Genomic DNA, 14,008 nt, shown 5'->3' with positions numbered 1-14,008 from the left:
GTGGGAATCCGCCCCTCAAACCATCCGGATCACGTTCTTGTCGATGGAGAGCATGTAGCCGCGCCGGGCGATGGTGCGGACCAGCAACTCCGACATCAGCTGGTTGCCGAGCGCGTCGCGCAGGCGTTTTATCCGGGTTGCGCCGGCGGCCTCGTCGCAATCGGTGGCGTCGCGACCGGAAATCACGGCTTCGATCTCGGCGCCTGAAAGCACGTCGTCGTCCATCCGCGCCTCGGCCAGCACCGCGAGCGTTTCGAGCGCCGCCTGGGTGAGGGCGAATTCCATGTTGTTGAGATAAACCGTCCGGTCGGCCCGGCTGATGATGAGGGAATTGATCTGGATGCCGGCTCGCTCGATCTCGCCCATCCGCCGGTTGAGCACGATGATGGTGAGCACGAAAACGAGCGCGGCCACGAGCAGGGCGGCGGCGAAGATCATCAGCACGAAGATCACCACCCGGTAGCTCGTGAGCGTATCGGAGAAGGCGGTGCCGGATTGCGCGAGAATCTCGAGCAGCTTGATCTCGGCCTCGGAGGTGAGATCGTTCTCGACGAAGATGCGCTCGACGCGCGCATTGAAGGCGTTGGCGTCGGGCAGGTTGAGAAACAGGAACACCGCGGCCGCGCCGAGAATGGCGACCACCGCGAAAATCCCGATCGCCGCCACCCGGTTGCCCGCGAGCCGCGCCTCAGTAACGGAGGTAGTAGTCTCCCGCACTGTCTTTCCTTTTCTCGTCATCCAGTTCCGCCGCCCCGAAGATCGAGACGACATCGAGCAGAGTCCACCCGTCGTCGCTGATCCGTTGGGCGATCACCGGCGCGGCGGTTTCGCGCGAGGCGCAGGCGTCGTCGGGCAGCGCGATCACACCGTAGTGCAGCCGCAGCGGGTTGTCGCGCTTGGCCTTGTAATCGGCGTAGCACTCGGCCGCTGCGGGGGCTGCGGTCATGGCGAGAACGGCGCCAAGCGCGACGAAGAGAAGATGGTTTTTCATGCCGAAACCCTGCGCGCAAGACGTTGGCTATTCAATATCAAAGCGGGCCGGGCAGGGCTGATATCTCATAACAACCCGCTGTTATTGTGTGTCGTCGCGCCCGCCGCTCAGGCTTGTCCCACCTCGATCTCCAATCCGGCCCGCCCGGGGCCGTATCCCAAGGAAAGGACAAGTCATGGCATTCATTTTCACAAAGAGCATTACCCGCACCGCGATCGTTACGGCGCTTTCGGCCTCCCTCGCGCTGACACCCGTCAGCGTAACCCCGGCCAGGGCCGGCGAGGCGGAACTCGGCGCCGTCGCGGCGGCATCGTTCTTCGCATTGGTCACCGCCGGGATCATCGCATCCGCCGCGAAGGAAAACAGCGGCGGGAGCGTGATCGACCGGCACCCGCCCGCGCGGCATCCCGGCCGCGGCCCGCAGCGCCCCGATCCGCGCAAGACGATTCCTGCCCAGTGCGATCTTTACGTGCAGGGCGGCCCGGACCGGGGCGTCTATTACACACGCTCCTGCCTGATGCGGAATTTTGATTACTGGGCGTTCCTGCCCGACCGCTGCGAGGAACGGGTCTGGGTGCCGCGCCTCCGGCAGAATGTGAATGCCTATGACGCCCAGTGTCTGGCGCGCTTCGGCTACAAGGAAGCGCAGTCGCGGCCGCGGTCGGTGCGCCGCTGAGCCCTGGGGCGTTCGAGCAGGGGCGCGGCGCGTCGCAGGTTATCCGCGCCCCGGGCGGGTGGGCTTCGGCCCCCCGCCCGTTTTTTCTTGCGCCGCGCATCCCGATGCGCGACCCAAGGCGCATGAAAGCCAGTTGCCCCGATTACTCGCTCGAATTCGCCGCCATCGCTGCCGGGGCCTCGCGCATTGCAGGGGTCGATGAGGTGGGGCGCGGTCCGCTCGCGGGCCCTGTGACCGCCGCCGCCGTTGTGTTGCGCGTTGACGATATTCCCGCCGGGTTGAACGATTCCAAGAAGCTCACCGCGGCGCGGCGCGAGGCGCTGTTCGAAGAGATCATGGTTCGGGCCGAGGTTTCGGTGGCTCATGCCAGCGTGGCCGAGATCGACACGCTCAACATCCTTCGCGCGGCGCATTTGGCGATGGAACGCGCGGTTGCCGGGCTTGTTTGCGCGCCCGATCATGTGCTGATCGACGGCAACCTCGTGCCGAAGGGCCTGACGCTGCCAGCCGAATGCGTGGTGAAGGGCGACGGGCGCGCTTTCTCCATCGCGGCGGCCTCGATCGTGGCAAAAGTGACGCGCGACAGGATCATGGTGGATCTTGCGCAACAGCATCCGGGCTATGGCTGGGAGCGCAACGCCGGATATCCGTCGAAAAGCCACATTTCGGCGCTTCAAGATCTCGGGGTGACCCCACACCATAGGCGTTCGTTCCGGCCGGTGCACAATATCTTGTATCAAGCAAAACCGTAAGTGTCTGATTCAAAAAAGAAATTGACGGCGAATCAGCTTTGACTCATCTTTGTTCCCAAGAACGAGCGCACAAGCGCCGGGGACAGAGGCAGAGCAATGAAGAAAATTTCCACCAAGGCGGCCAGTCTGCCGATCAACCAGGTGTTGGCCGGCGACTCGATTGAAGTGATGAACAGCCTTCCCGAGGCGTCGGTTGACCTGATCTTCGCGGATCCGCCCTACAACCTCCAACTCAAGGGTGATCTGCACCGGCCCGACAATTCCAAGGTCGATGCCGTCGACGATCACTGGGACCAGTTCGCCAGTTTCCGGATTTACGACGACTTCACCCGCGCCTGGCTCGCCGCTGCCCGCCGGCTCCTCAAGCCCAACGGCGCGATCTGGGTGATCGGATCCTACCACAACGTCTTTCGCATGGGCGCGGAGTTGCAGAACCAGGGCTACTGGATTCTCAACGACGTGGTCTGGCGCAAATCGAATCCGATGCCCAATTTCCGTGGCAAGCGGCTGACCAACGCGCATGAAACGCTGATCTGGGCGTCGAAGTCGGAAGAGTCGAAATACACCTTCAATTACGAGGCGCTGAAGGCGCTGAACGAAGGCGTGCAGATGCGCTCGGATTGGGTGCTGCCGATCTGCACCGGCCATGAGCGGCTGAAAAACGAGAACGGCGACAAGGCCCACCCGACGCAGAAGCCCGAGTCGCTGCTGCACCGGGTCATCCTGGGCACCACCAACCCCGGCGATGTGGTGCTCGATCCGTTCTTCGGCACCGGCACCACCGGTGCGGTGGCCAAGATGCTGGGGCGCGAATACATCGGCATCGAGCGTGAAGAGGCGTATCGCGCCGCGGCCGAGAAGCGGCTCGCGAAGATCCGCAAGTTCGACAAGGAGGCGCTCAGCGTGTCCTCCTCCAAGCGCGCCGAGCCGCGCGTGCCCTTCGGCCAGCTGGTCGAGCGCGGGATGCTGCGGCCGGGCGAGGTTCTGGTGAGCCCCCGCGGCCACGTCGCCAAGGTTCGTGCCGACGGCACGCTGATTTCCGGCGAGGCGAAAGGTTCGATCCACCAGGTCGGGGCCGCGCTTGAACACGCGCCGTCCTGCAATGGCTGGACCTACTGGCACTTCCGGCGCGACGGCAAGACCGTGTCGATCGACGTGTTGCGCCAGCAGATCCGCGCAGAAACGTCCTGAATTTTCCCGAAGGCCGACAGAGCCGACGAAACCGAGGTACCGCCTGTGCCCGTGGCAACGCGCCATGGGCACCCCAACTGAAGCCCCGCCCTTGTGGCGGGGCCCTTTTTTTTCTGGGGCTATAGCAGGCCTGCCGGAGATCCCGGGCCCCTGCCTTGGCAAAAAAAGACCCGGGCAATGCCCGGGTCAGTCCAACAGGGAGGATCCCGCATCATGACCCCGACGCGGGCAAGGGATGAAAGTCATACGTTTCGCGAAACGATCGCGATCATTTTGCAGGATACCCCGTAAAATGGGCAACAATGTGTCCGGGTTTCCGGCTGTGGCCGTTACGCCACAAGGCGGTAGCCGCCGCTTTCCGTCACCAGCAACCGCGCGTTCGAGGGATCGGGTTCGATCTTCTGACGCAGGCGGTAGATGTGGGTTTCCAGCGTGTGCGTCGTCACGCCCGCGTTGTAGCCCCAGACCTCGTGCAGGAGCACTTCGCGCGCCACCACGCCATCCTGCGCGCGGTAGAGATACTTGAGAATGTTGGTTTCCTTCTCGGTCAGCCTGATCTTTCGGTCTTCTTCCGTGATCAGCATCTTCATCGCCGGTTTGAAGGTGTAGGGGCCGAGCTGGAAGATCGCGTCTTCGCTCTGCTCGTGCTGGCGCAGCTGTGCACGGATACGGGCGAGCAGGACCGGGAACTTGAACGGTTTGGTGATGTAGTCGTTCGCGCCCGAGTCGAGGCCGAGGATCGTGTCGGCGTCGCTGTCATGGCCGGTGAGCATCACCACGGGGCATTTCACGCCCTGCTTGCGCATCAGCTTGCACAGCTCGCGGCCGTCGGTATCGGGCAGGCCCACGTCGAGGATCACCAGATCGAAGATCCCCTCGCGCGTTTTCTGCATCGCCTCGGCGCCGTTGCCGGCCTCGAACACGTCGAAATCATCGGTCATCACCAGTTGTTCGGCCAGCGCCTCGCGCAGATCCTCGTCGTCGTCGACGAGCAGGATGTTCTTGTGGGTCGCCATCTCGGTCCTCCGTGTTGTCTTGACGTTATCTGAGGTGGCCTCACGGGCGCGGCAACAATTGCTGCAGTGCCCTCACGCGGACGTGTCGAAAAAGCGGTATTTGTTTCACATTTCCGCGTGAAAGCCTATCTAGGGGCGTGAATTCGAGGAAACGCATGGCCCTTCGCCCCGATACCAGAGAACTTGCCGCCCGCGCGCGGGCCGACCTGCGCATGGGTGTTCCGATGGTGCTGGGCATCAAGGGGGCCGCGGCGTTGGTGGCGGCGGCGGAAACGCTCTCGCCCGAGCGGCTGGCGAGCCTGCGCAGTTTCGGCGTGCCGTTGCTCGCGATCACCCCGCGCCGGGCCGAAACGCTGAAGGCGCGGGCCTATTCCGAGCACGTCGCCCGGGTGATCGTGCCGCAGGATGCCGACGTGCGCTGGATCCAGAACGTGGCCGACCCGGCGGATGACCTGATGATGCCGATGAAAGGCCCGCTTCAAACCGAGCGCGGCGGTGAAGAGGGCATTGCCCGCACCGCGGTTGCACTTGCGAAAACCGCCCAGCTCCTGCCCGCCGCGGTGATCGTGGCGGTCGACGAAGGGCCGGCGACCGCTGCGGCCAACGGGCTGACATGGCTCGATCTCTCCGAGCAGGACCTGGCGTGGGAATCGAGCGCGCTTTCCGAGATCGCCGCCGCGCGGGTGCCGATGGAGGTGAGCCAGGCCGGGCGGCTGCACGTTTTTCGTCCCAAGGACGGCGGCGAGGAGCACTACGCCATCGAGATCGGCAGGCCCGACCGCGCCCGCCCCGTGCTCACCCGCTTGCATTCGGCCTGTTTCACCGGCGACGTGCTGGGCAGCGTCAAATGCGATTGCGGGCCGCAGCTTCATGCCGCGATGGAGGCGATGGCGCGCGAGGGGGCGGGGGTGTTGCTCTATCTCAACCAGGAGGGGCGGGGCATCGGGCTGGCCAACAAGATGCGCGCCTATTCCCTGCAGGATCAAGGGTTTGACACGGTCGAGGCGAATCATCGGCTCGGCTTCGAGGACGACGAGCGCGATTTTCGCATCGGCTCTGAGATTCTCAAAAGCCTTGGCTTCCATGCCGTCCGGCTGATGACCAACAATCCGCGCAAGGTGGCGATGATGGAAGGCACCGGCATCGAGGTGGTCGAGCGGGTGCCGCTCAAGGTGGGCGAGGGCGATCACAACCGCGCCTACCTCGCGACCAAGGCGGCGAAATCGGGCCACCTGCTGTGATCCCGAGGCGCGGTGACATGGTGGTGACGCGCTGGGGCGCGCGTTTCATGGGCCGGCGCTTTCCGGTTTCGATCGGGCGCGGCGGGATGACCTTGAACAAACGCGAGGGGGACGGGGCCACGCCTGCCGGTGTGTGGCACCTGCTGCACGGCGGCTACCGGGCCGACCGGGGCGCGCGCCCGGGCACGGCCTTGCCGCTCGCCGCCATCGGCCCGCGCGATATCTGGTCGGACGACCCGGACGATCCCGATTACAACCAGTGGCGCCAAGGGCCGGGCTACCGGTTTTCGCACGAGGCGCTGCGGCGGGCCGATCCGCTCTATGATCTGGTGCTGGCGAGCGACTGGAACTATCCGCTGGCCAAGCCGGGGCGGGGATCGGCGATCTTCGTTCATGTCTGGCGGCGGCCGCGCTATCCCACGGCGGGCTGTATCGCGTTTCGTTGCGATCACCTGGCCTGGATCCTGGCGCGCTGGCGGCCCGGGAGCCGGATCATCGTTCAGCCGTAATTACGCTCTCCGAAGATGGCGGAACCGACGCGGACGAAAGTGGCCCCCTGCGCCACCGCCTTCTCGAAATCGCCTGACATGCCCATGGAAAGCTCGGTGATCCCGTTGCGGTCGGCGATCTTTTTCAGCAGCGCGAAGTGGAGCGAGGGCTCCTCTTCCACCGGCGGGATGCACATCAGCCCCTCGATTTCCAGCCCGAGGGCGCAGCACTCGGCGATGAAGGCGTCGGCCTCGGCGGGCATCACCCCGGCCTTCTGCTCTTCCTCGCCGGTGTTGATCTGCACGAAGAGCTTGGGGCAGGCGCCAAGCTCGTCTTTCAGCCGGGCGATGGTGCGGGCGAGCTTGGGGCGGTCGATGGTTTCGATCGCGTCGAACAGCTGCATCGCCTGGCGGGCCTTGTTGGTCTGCAAGGGGCCGATCAGGTGAAGCTCGACGCCGGGGAAACGGTCACGCAGATCGGGCCATTTGCCCGCCGCTTCCTGCACCTTGTTTTCGCCGAACAGCCGGTGGCCCTCTTCGAGCACGGCGATCACCCGGTCGAGAGGCTGCACCTTGGAAACGGCGATCAGCCGGGTCGATCCCGGCGCGCGGCCGGTGCGGGCTTCTTCCTCGCGGATGCGGGCGGAAATGTCGGAAAGCGGCATGGGTGATCCTCCAGCGTTTGCGCCTTGAGAGACCACAGCCGGCCCAAAAAGAAAAGAGCGGGCCGAAGCCCGCTCTTCCCTGATTTCAAATCCCGAGTGGGATCAGAAGGCCATCGAAACGCCGGCCTTCACGAGGGTGTTGGTGGTGTCCTGGTCACGGATCACAGCCGCGTCAACCGACATGCCGCCGCCCAGATCGTACGAGCCGTTCAGACCCCAGTCGATCAGGTCATCCGTGCCGTCGTCTTCGACGAACGCACCGATGGTGTAGGCGCCGGTGGTGTAGTCAGCCGCAGCTTTCCAGTCCCAGTCACTGGGGGGGTTGTTGGTGTACTCGGCGTCAACCGAAACGGTGAAGCCCGACATGGTGGCCGAACCGCCGAGGCCCACGCGCCAGTCGGTGACCGAGTTGTCCCAGTCGTACTTGGCGTAGACCGAGTAATCACCGAAGGAGTAGGTGCCCTTCACGCCGAGGTCGCCGTTGGTGCCGGCGGCACCGTCAACGGCGAAGGTGTAGTAGGCCGACACGCCGAAGTCGCCCCAGGTGTTGGAGTAGGTCGCAACCACGTCCCAGTCGGTGGTGGTGGCGCCAGCGCCCGAACCGTCAGCGTCGTAAGCGACGGCGAGTTTGCCCCAGTCGCCCGACATGTAGACGGAGGAGTCGGAAACCGACATGCCATTTTCGGAGAAGGTACCGAAGGCGGTGTCAGTGTGGTCATCTTCCCAAGTCACGCCGGGCGCGCCGACGGTGATCGTGGCGCCGAACTCGAGGCCATGGTCGGTGGTGCTCATCATGCCGACGGTGAACGACGAGTCGATTTCCGGAGCGAAGGTACCGCCCGCCGTCTCGTAGCCCACACCGAAGAAGGCCGAGCCCGAGAAGGAGAAGTTTGCGTTGTCAGCAGCGGCGACGCCGGCGGAACCCACCAGGATCGTCGAAGCAAGGAGAATCTTTTTCATTTCGTTTCCCTCGTTTTCTCTAAAGGTGCACCTCAATTCAGGGGAATCCGAATTGAGTATGCTGTTTCCTCGCTTTTTCCCGGGGGCATTGCAAGCGATCCAGAATGCCCCCGGCTTTTGTGCCCCGGTATGGTGCAACTGTGCCACAGTATGCGCGCCGGGCGGCGGATCGGCCCTATATAGTGTGTGCCACGCACCCCGCCTCAACCCCTGTAACCGGGAAAACGCTTGCCGGGGCTTTTTGCCTTGGTTACTTAGGGGCAGAACTTGGATCAGCGGGGCTTTTTCATGCGCATCGGGCAGACCACGACCAAGGTGCTCATCGTGGCGGGGCTTTTTGCCTTGTCGGGTTGCGGTGGCAGCGGCCTTGGCAACCTTTTCGGCGGCGGGCAGGAAACCACCACCACCGCGAACGAACGGCCGCAGCGCGAGCGTGCTGAGCCCGACCGTGAAACGATCTGGGATCTGTTTGCCGACCGCGACGACCCCAACACCACCGTCGAGGTCAACAAGTATCTGTGGAACGCCGCGCGTGACGTGCTGAACTTCCTGCCGCTGCAGGCCGCCGATCCGTTCACCGGCGTGATGGTGTTCGGCTACGGCACGCCCCCGGGCGGCGGGCAGGCCTACAAGGCCACCGTTTTCGTGCGCGACCCTGCGCTTGACGCGCGGTCGATCGAAGTGGCGCTGCAAACTCGCGGCGGCCCGGTTTCGGCCGAAACCGCGCACCGGGTGGAAGACGCGATTCTCGCGCGCGCCCGCCAGCTGCGCATCCAGGACCGCAACCTTTAACGTCCGGCACTGGACCGCACCGATTCGTCAGACTACACAAGCGCCGGGCCACTGCCCGGCGTTTTCATTTCTCGGAGAACCACCGCAATGTCTCGCTACGATGCGCGCAATATAGAGCCGAAATGGCAAAAGGCCTGGGAAGAGGCCGGCACCTTCGAGGCAAAACGCGATCCGTCCAGGCCCAAGTACTACGTGCTGGAGATGTTTCCCTACCCCTCGGGCCGGATTCACATCGGCCACGTGCGCAACTACACGATGGGCGACGTGGTGGCGCGCTACAAGCTGGCGACGGGGCACAACGTGCTGCACCCGATGGGCTTCGACGCCTTCGGCATGCCCGCAGAGAACGCCGCGATGGCGAGCGGCGGCCACCCGAAAACCTGGACCTACAACAACATCGACACGATGGTCGACCAGATGAAGCCGCTCGGCTTCGGGCTCGACTGGAGCCGCATGTTCGCCACCTGCGACCCGGAGTATTACGGCCAGCAGCAGGCGATGTTCATCGACTTCATGGCAAAGGGCCTCGTCTACCGCAAGAATGCGGTGGTGAACTGGGACCCGGTCGACATGACCGTGCTCGCCAACGAGCAGGTGATCGACGGCAAGGGCTGGCGCTCGGGCGCCGAGGTGGAACGGCGCGAGCTGACGCAATGGTTCTTCAAGATCTCGGATTTCTCCGAGGAACTGCTGGAGGCGCTCGACGGGCTGGAGCACTGGCCCGAGAAGGTGCGGCTGATGCAGGCGAACTGGATCGGCAAGTCGCGCGGGTTGCGCTTTGCCTTCGAGCCTGTGGGCGCGGGCGAGGCTATTGAAGTGTTCACCACCCGGCCCGACACGCTGATGGGGGCTTCGTTCGTAGGCATCTCGCCCGATCACCCGATTGCCAGGAAGCTGGAAGCCGAGAACCCGGACGTGGCCGCCTTCGTCGCCGAATGCCGCAAGGGTGGCACCACGGCGGAAGCGATCGAGACGGCGGAAAAGCTGGGGATGGACACGGGGTTGCGGGTGACGCACCCGCTCGATCCCGATTGGGAGCTGCCGGTCTGGATCGCCAACTTCATCCTGATGGATTACGGCACCGGCGCGATCTTCGCATGCCCCGCGCATGACCAGCGCGACCTCGATTTTGCCCGCAAGTATGACCTGCCGGTGATCGACACCTTCTTTGCGCTCGACGAACCGGCCCCGGTCGAGCGCGAGGCCTTCGTGCCGCCGAAAAGCGAAAAGGTGAAATGGATTAACCACTTCGCAGGGCTCGACGAGGCCACCGGCGAGGAGGCCATCGAGGCCACGATTCGCTTCGCCGAGGCGGAGGGCTGGGGCGAGGGGGTTACGCAATACCGCCTGCGCGACTGGGGCCTTTCGCGGCAACGCTACTGGGGCTGCCCGATCCCGGTGGTGCATTGCGAAGCCTGCGGCGTGGTGCCGGAGAAGAAAGAGAACCTGCCGGTGAAGCTGCCCGACGATGTGAGCTTCGACGTGCCCGGCAACCCGCTCGACCGGCACCCGACGTGGCGCGATTGCACCTGCCCGAAATGCGGCGCACCGGCCCAGCGCGAGACCGACACGATGGATACCTTCGTCGATTCGTCGTGGTATTACGCCCGTTTCACCAATCCGCATGCGGATACGCCAACCGTCGCCGAGGATGCCGAATACTGGATGAACGTCGATCAATACATCGGCGGCATCGAGCACGCGATCCTGCACCTGCTCTACTCGCGCTTCTTCGCCCGCGCGATGCACATCTGCGGCCACCTGCCGGAGAAGTCGAAGGAGCCGTTCAACGCGCTGTTCACGCAGGGCATGGTGACCCACGCGATCTACATGACGCGCGACGAGAACGGCCGCCCGGTCTATCATTACCCCGAGGCGGTGGAGCTGCGCGACGGCAAGGCCTTCCTCAAGGATGGCGGTGCGGAGGTCGAGATCATCCCCTCCGCCAAGATGTCGAAATCCAAGAACAACGTGGTCGATCCCGTCGACATCGTGGAAACCTACGGCGCCGATACCGCGCGCTGGTTCGTGATGTCGGACAGCCCGCCGGAACGTGACGTGGAATGGACGGCGGCAGGCGCCGAGGCGGCGGCCAAGCACCTCGCGCGGGTCTGGCGCATGGCCGACGAGATCGCCGGGGCGAGTGGAGCCGGCGAGGGCGACGACGACCTTTTGCGCGAGACGCACAAGACGATCGACGCGGTGACCAAGGGGATCGACGGTTTCCTGTTCAACACCTCGATCGCCAGGCTCTACGCCTTCACCAACACGCTGGCGAAATCAAGCGCCGGGGCCGAGGCCAAGCGCGCGGCGATGAAGGTCATGGCGCAGCTCATGGCGCCGATGACGCCGCATCTGGCCGAGGAGGTCTGGGCGCATCTGGGCGGCGAAGGACTGGTGGCCAACGCGCCCTGGCCGGTCGCCGACCCGGCGCTGCTGGTGGACGATACGGTGACGCTGCCGATCCAGGTGAACGGCAAGCGGCGCGACGAGATCACCGTGGCGAAAGACATGGCCAAGGACGAGATCGAGGCGCTGGCGCTCGCCACCGATGGTGTGCAGCGCGCCCTTGGCGGCGCGGCGCCGAAAAAGGTGATCGTGGTGCCCGGCCGGATCGTCAATGTGGTGGCCTGACCGATGAAACTCGCCCCCCGCGACGCCCTCCGCTTCTTCGCGAAGCCAGACCCGGGCCTCGCGGGGGTGCTGATCTACGGTGCCGACGCCATGCGCGTGGCGCTGAAGCGGCAGGAGCTGATCGCGAATCTGGTCGGTCCGACCGGCGACGAGGAAATGCGCCTCACCCGCATCCCGGCCAGCGATCTGCGCAAGGACCCGGCCCAGCTTTCCGACGCGATCAAGGCGCAGGGTTTCTTCCCCGGCGCGCGCGTGGCCTTCGTGGAAGACGCGACCGACACGCTTGCGAAGACGATCACCCCCGCGCTCGACGATTGGGCGGCGGGCGACGCCACGGTGGTGGTAACGGCGGGCAGCCTCACGCCGCGCTCGGCGTTGCGCAAGTTCTTCGAGACGCACAAGAACGCCTATGCCGTGGCGATCTACGACGATCCGCCCAGCCAGGCCGAGATCGAGGCCGACCTGCGCAAGGCCGGGCTCGCCTCGGTGAGTTCGGAAGCGATGACTGACCTCAAGGGGCTCGCGGGCGCGCTTGATCCCGGCGACTTGCGCCAGACCATCGAGAAGCTCGCGCTCTACAAGTTGAACGATCCCACCCCGCTTTCGCCCGCCGACGTGCTGGCCTGCGCGCCGTCTTCCACCGAGGCCGAGATGGATGACGTGTTGCACGCCACCGCCGAGGGCAAACCGGCGGCGCTCGGCCCGCTGCTCGCGCGGCTGGAAGCGCAGGGCGTGCAGCCGGTGGGGCTTTGCATCGCCGCCACGCGGCATTTCCGCACCCTGCATCTTGCGGCGTCTGATTCGGAGGGGCCTGCCAAGGGCATCGCCCGCGCCCGGCCGCCGGTTCACTTCAAGTCACGTGACCGGATGATCCGGCAGGCGCAGGCCTGGGGTGTGCACAGGCTGGAAGCGGCGCTCGAATTGCTGATCGACACCGATCTGCAACTGCGCTCATCCTCGCGCGCACCGCAAACCGCGCTGATGGAGCGGGCTTTGATCCGCCTCGCCCACATGCCGCGCCGCTGAGTGGCGCGGGGCCTCAGAAGTCGATCGCAAGGCCCTTTTTTTCCCAGTCGCCGTAGCGAACCGGCTCGGGGCCGTCGCGCCCGCCGTATTCCTTGGGCAACTCGGCGGCCCGGGCTGCCTTGCGGCGCTCCTCGGCTTCGGCCAGTGCCCGGATCGCTTCGGGGGGCAAGTCGCGTTTCTCGGTCTCGTTCATCGCGCTCTTCCTTGTGCTCTGCGCATGATATAGGCCCGGGCGCGAAGAATGGCAAAGGAGTGCCGATGGTGAGCGACGCGATCCGGCCGCGCAAGGTGGCGCTTGATCTGATGGGCGATGTGCTCGACGAGCACAGGCTCCTTTCGGAAGTGCTCGCGCGGCGTGTTGCGGGGCTGCCTGCCCCCGATCGCGCCCGGGCGCAGCGGCTCGTCACCACCGCGCTGCGCGTGCTTGACCGGTCTGACAGGATGCTCGGGCCGCACCTGAAAAAGCGGCCCCCCGCCCGGGTGATGAACCTGTTGCGGCTTGGCGTGGCGGAGATCTGCGAAGAAGGCGCGGCGGCGCACGGGGTGGTGAACGCCTGCGTGGCGATCGCGCGGGCCGGACGCAATACCGCGAGCATGGCGGGGCTGGTGAACGCGGTGCTGCGCAAAGTGGCGGCGGAGGCGGCGAAATGGCCCGCGCTGCCGGTGCCGCGCCTGCCGAAATGGCTGCGCAAGCCCCTGATCGACGACTACGGCAAGGCCGCCGTCGAGGCGATGGAGGCCGCGCACTACGCCAGCGCGCCGCTCGATCTCACCCCGAAGGGCGACGCCGCAGCGCTGGCCGAGCGGCTGGGCGGAGCGCTGTTGCCCACCGGATCGGTGCGCATCGAAGGCCAGAGCCAGGTTTCGGCCCTGCCGGGGTTCGCTGATGGAGAATGGTGGGTGCAGGACGCTGCCGCGGCGATTCCCGCGCAAGTGCTCGATGCCCAACCGGGCGAGCGGGTGCTTGACCTGTGCGCTGCGCCGGGTGGCAAGACGATGCAACTGGCGGCCACGGGTGCGGAGGTGACCGCCGTCGACATCTCGTCCGCGCGAACGGGACGGCTGGAGGAGAACCTGACCCGCGTCGGGCTGGCGGCCGAGGTGGTGACCGCCGATGCGCTCACCTACCAGGGCGGCCCCTTTGACGCGATCTTGCTCGACGCGCCCTGTTCGGCCACCGGCACGATCCGCCGCCACCCCGATTTGCCTTATGCCAAGGACGGGGGTGGTTTTCCCGCGCTGTTCGAACTGCAGGAGCGGCTGATCGACCGCGCGCTCGCCCTGCTGAAGCCGGGCGGCCGGCTGGTTTATTGCACCTGTTCGCTGCTGATCGACGAAGGCGAGGAGCAACTCCGCGACGCCCTCGCTCGCCACCCCGATCTCGTTGTCGACCGCGCACGGCTTGCGCGCCCGGGGATCGACCCGGACTGGACGGGCGCGGAGGGTGGGCTGCGGCTACGCCCCGACTACTGGGCCGACCGCGGCGGGATGGACGGCTTCTTCATCGCCTGCCTCGTCAAGCCGCAATAGGCGATGACTTGGGCGGGTCGCGCGGCTATGATGCGGGCCAAGACCC

The 14,008-nt window shown here is 65.6% G+C and carries 15 protein-coding genes; 9 read left to right on the top strand and 6 right to left on the bottom strand.

Translation table 11 applies throughout. The features are described from left to right. Positions 1-15: 15 nt before the first annotated feature. A complete protein-coding gene (locus IEW01_RS00355) occupies positions 16-717 on the bottom strand; it encodes a winged helix-turn-helix domain-containing protein (protein ID WP_188525621.1) in 702 nt (233 codons plus the stop codon). Next, on the bottom strand, positions 689-991 hold the full coding sequence (locus IEW01_RS00350) for a hypothetical protein (protein ID WP_188525620.1): 303 nt from the start codon (positions 989-991) through the stop codon (positions 689-691). The genes IEW01_RS00355 and IEW01_RS00350 overlap by 29 nt, the downstream gene beginning before the upstream one ends. Before the next feature lie 175 nt (positions 992-1,166). Between IEW01_RS00350 and IEW01_RS00345 the strand changes: the two genes are divergently transcribed. From IEW01_RS00345 to IEW01_RS00335, 3 genes are all read left to right on the top strand, one after another. Then, the gene (locus IEW01_RS00345) at positions 1,167-1,667 is read left to right on the top strand and encodes a hypothetical protein (RefSeq protein ID WP_188525619.1); all 501 of its coding nucleotides are present in this window, start codon (positions 1,167-1,169) and stop codon (positions 1,665-1,667) included. A gap of 122 nt (positions 1,668-1,789) precedes the next feature. Continuing rightward, entirely contained in the window at positions 1,790-2,419 is a 630-nt protein-coding gene (gene rnhB, locus IEW01_RS00340; RefSeq protein ID WP_188525618.1) for a ribonuclease HII, read from the top strand. A 96-nt stretch (positions 2,420-2,515) separates the two neighbouring features. Continuing rightward, positions 2,516-3,610, top strand: a complete 1,095-nt coding sequence (locus IEW01_RS00335; RefSeq protein ID WP_188525617.1) for a site-specific DNA-methyltransferase — start codon at positions 2,516-2,518, stop codon at positions 3,608-3,610. Positions 3,611-3,939: 329 nt separating this feature from the next. Here the strand turns inward: IEW01_RS00335 and IEW01_RS00330 are convergent, their stop codons facing one another. Continuing rightward, positions 3,940-4,626 (bottom strand): response regulator transcription factor, encoded by a 687-nt coding sequence (locus tag IEW01_RS00330; protein WP_188525616.1) that lies wholly within the window; start codon positions 4,624-4,626, stop codon positions 3,940-3,942. A gap of 155 nt (positions 4,627-4,781) precedes the next feature. Between IEW01_RS00330 and ribA the strand changes: the two genes are divergently transcribed. Together ribA and IEW01_RS00320 are read left to right on the top strand one after the other, a co-directional pair. Continuing rightward, the gene (gene ribA / locus IEW01_RS00325) at positions 4,782-5,867 is read left to right on the top strand and encodes a GTP cyclohydrolase II (RefSeq protein WP_188525615.1); all 1,086 of its coding nucleotides are present in this window, start codon (positions 4,782-4,784) and stop codon (positions 5,865-5,867) included. Positions 5,868-5,884: 17 nt separating this feature from the next. Then, positions 5,885-6,376 carry a L,D-transpeptidase family protein gene (locus IEW01_RS00320; protein WP_188525614.1) on the top strand — a complete coding sequence of 164 codons (492 nt, stop codon included), beginning with the start codon at positions 5,885-5,887 and terminating at the stop codon, positions 6,374-6,376. On the opposite strand, the gene IEW01_RS00315 is transcribed toward IEW01_RS00320, so the two are convergent. Together IEW01_RS00315 and IEW01_RS00310 are read right to left on the bottom strand one after the other, a co-directional pair. Continuing rightward, positions 6,367-7,020, bottom strand: a complete 654-nt coding sequence (locus IEW01_RS00315; RefSeq protein WP_188525613.1) for a YggS family pyridoxal phosphate-dependent enzyme — start codon at positions 7,018-7,020, stop codon at positions 6,367-6,369. The genes IEW01_RS00320 and IEW01_RS00315 overlap by 10 nt on opposite strands. Positions 7,021-7,122: 102 nt before the next feature. Next, entirely contained in the window at positions 7,123-7,980 is an 858-nt protein-coding gene (locus tag IEW01_RS00310; RefSeq protein ID WP_188525612.1) for a porin, read from the bottom strand. Between the two features lie 288 nt (positions 7,981-8,268). Here IEW01_RS00310 and IEW01_RS00305 point away from each other — a divergent pair, with 288 nt between their 5' ends. From IEW01_RS00305 to holA, 3 genes are all read left to right on the top strand, one after another. Further along, positions 8,269-8,772 (top strand): DUF3576 domain-containing protein, encoded by a 504-nt coding sequence (locus IEW01_RS00305; protein WP_188525611.1) that lies wholly within the window; start codon positions 8,269-8,271, stop codon positions 8,770-8,772. 87 nt (positions 8,773-8,859) lie between these two features. Continuing rightward, positions 8,860-11,406, top strand: coding sequence for a leucine--tRNA ligase (gene leuS, locus IEW01_RS00300; RefSeq protein ID WP_188525610.1), 2,547 nt, complete (start codon positions 8,860-8,862; stop codon positions 11,404-11,406). A gap of 3 nt (positions 11,407-11,409) precedes the next feature. Continuing rightward, on the top strand, positions 11,410-12,432 hold the full coding sequence (gene holA / locus IEW01_RS00295; RefSeq protein WP_188525609.1) for a DNA polymerase III subunit delta: 1,023 nt from the start codon (positions 11,410-11,412) through the stop codon (positions 12,430-12,432). Positions 12,433-12,445: 13 nt separating this feature from the next. Here the strand turns inward: holA and IEW01_RS00290 are convergent, their stop codons facing one another. Next, entirely contained in the window at positions 12,446-12,625 is a 180-nt protein-coding gene (locus IEW01_RS00290; RefSeq protein ID WP_188525608.1) for a DUF1674 domain-containing protein, read from the bottom strand. Between the two features lie 65 nt (positions 12,626-12,690). Between IEW01_RS00290 and IEW01_RS00285 the strand changes: the two genes are divergently transcribed. Continuing rightward, a complete protein-coding gene (locus IEW01_RS00285) occupies positions 12,691-13,962 on the top strand; it encodes an RsmB/NOP family class I SAM-dependent RNA methyltransferase (RefSeq protein ID WP_188526628.1) in 1,272 nt (423 codons plus the stop codon). Positions 13,963-14,008: the final 46 nt, after the last annotated feature.

Origin of the sequence: Sinisalibacter lacisalsi (assembly GCF_014640115.1) — a bacterium.
Classification (GTDB): Bacteria; Pseudomonadota; Alphaproteobacteria; order Rhodobacterales; family Rhodobacteraceae; genus Sinisalibacter; species Sinisalibacter lacisalsi.
This window is presented reverse-complemented; position numbering and strand designations above follow the sequence as displayed.

Coding starts and splice junctions, on each gene's coding strand:
- IEW01_RS00285 (WP_188526628.1), top strand. CDS start 12,691: ATGGTGAGCGACGCGATCCGGCCGCGCAAGGTGGCGCTTGATCTGATG.
- ribA (WP_188525615.1), top strand. CDS start 4,782: ATGGCCCTTCGCCCCGATACCAGAGAACTTGCCGCCCGCGCGCGGGCC.
- IEW01_RS00320 (WP_188525614.1), top strand. CDS start 5,885: ATGGTGGTGACGCGCTGGGGCGCGCGTTTCATGGGCCGGCGCTTTCCG.
- IEW01_RS00290 (WP_188525608.1), bottom strand. CDS start 12,625: ATGAACGAGACCGAGAAACGCGACTTGCCCCCCGAAGCGATCCGGGCA.
- IEW01_RS00345 (WP_188525619.1), top strand. CDS start 1,167: ATGGCATTCATTTTCACAAAGAGCATTACCCGCACCGCGATCGTTACG.
- IEW01_RS00310 (WP_188525612.1), bottom strand. CDS start 7,980: ATGAAAAAGATTCTCCTTGCTTCGACGATCCTGGTGGGTTCCGCCGGC.
- IEW01_RS00305 (WP_188525611.1), top strand. CDS start 8,269: ATGCGCATCGGGCAGACCACGACCAAGGTGCTCATCGTGGCGGGGCTT.
- IEW01_RS00335 (WP_188525617.1), top strand. CDS start 2,516: ATGAAGAAAATTTCCACCAAGGCGGCCAGTCTGCCGATCAACCAGGTG.
- IEW01_RS00350 (WP_188525620.1), bottom strand. CDS start 991: ATGAAAAACCATCTTCTCTTCGTCGCGCTTGGCGCCGTTCTCGCCATG.
- leuS (WP_188525610.1), top strand. CDS start 8,860: ATGTCTCGCTACGATGCGCGCAATATAGAGCCGAAATGGCAAAAGGCC.
- IEW01_RS00330 (WP_188525616.1), bottom strand. CDS start 4,626: ATGGCGACCCACAAGAACATCCTGCTCGTCGACGACGACGAGGATCTG.
- rnhB (WP_188525618.1), top strand. CDS start 1,790: ATGAAAGCCAGTTGCCCCGATTACTCGCTCGAATTCGCCGCCATCGCT.
- IEW01_RS00315 (WP_188525613.1), bottom strand. CDS start 7,020: ATGCCGCTTTCCGACATTTCCGCCCGCATCCGCGAGGAAGAAGCCCGC.
- holA (WP_188525609.1), top strand. CDS start 11,410: ATGAAACTCGCCCCCCGCGACGCCCTCCGCTTCTTCGCGAAGCCAGAC.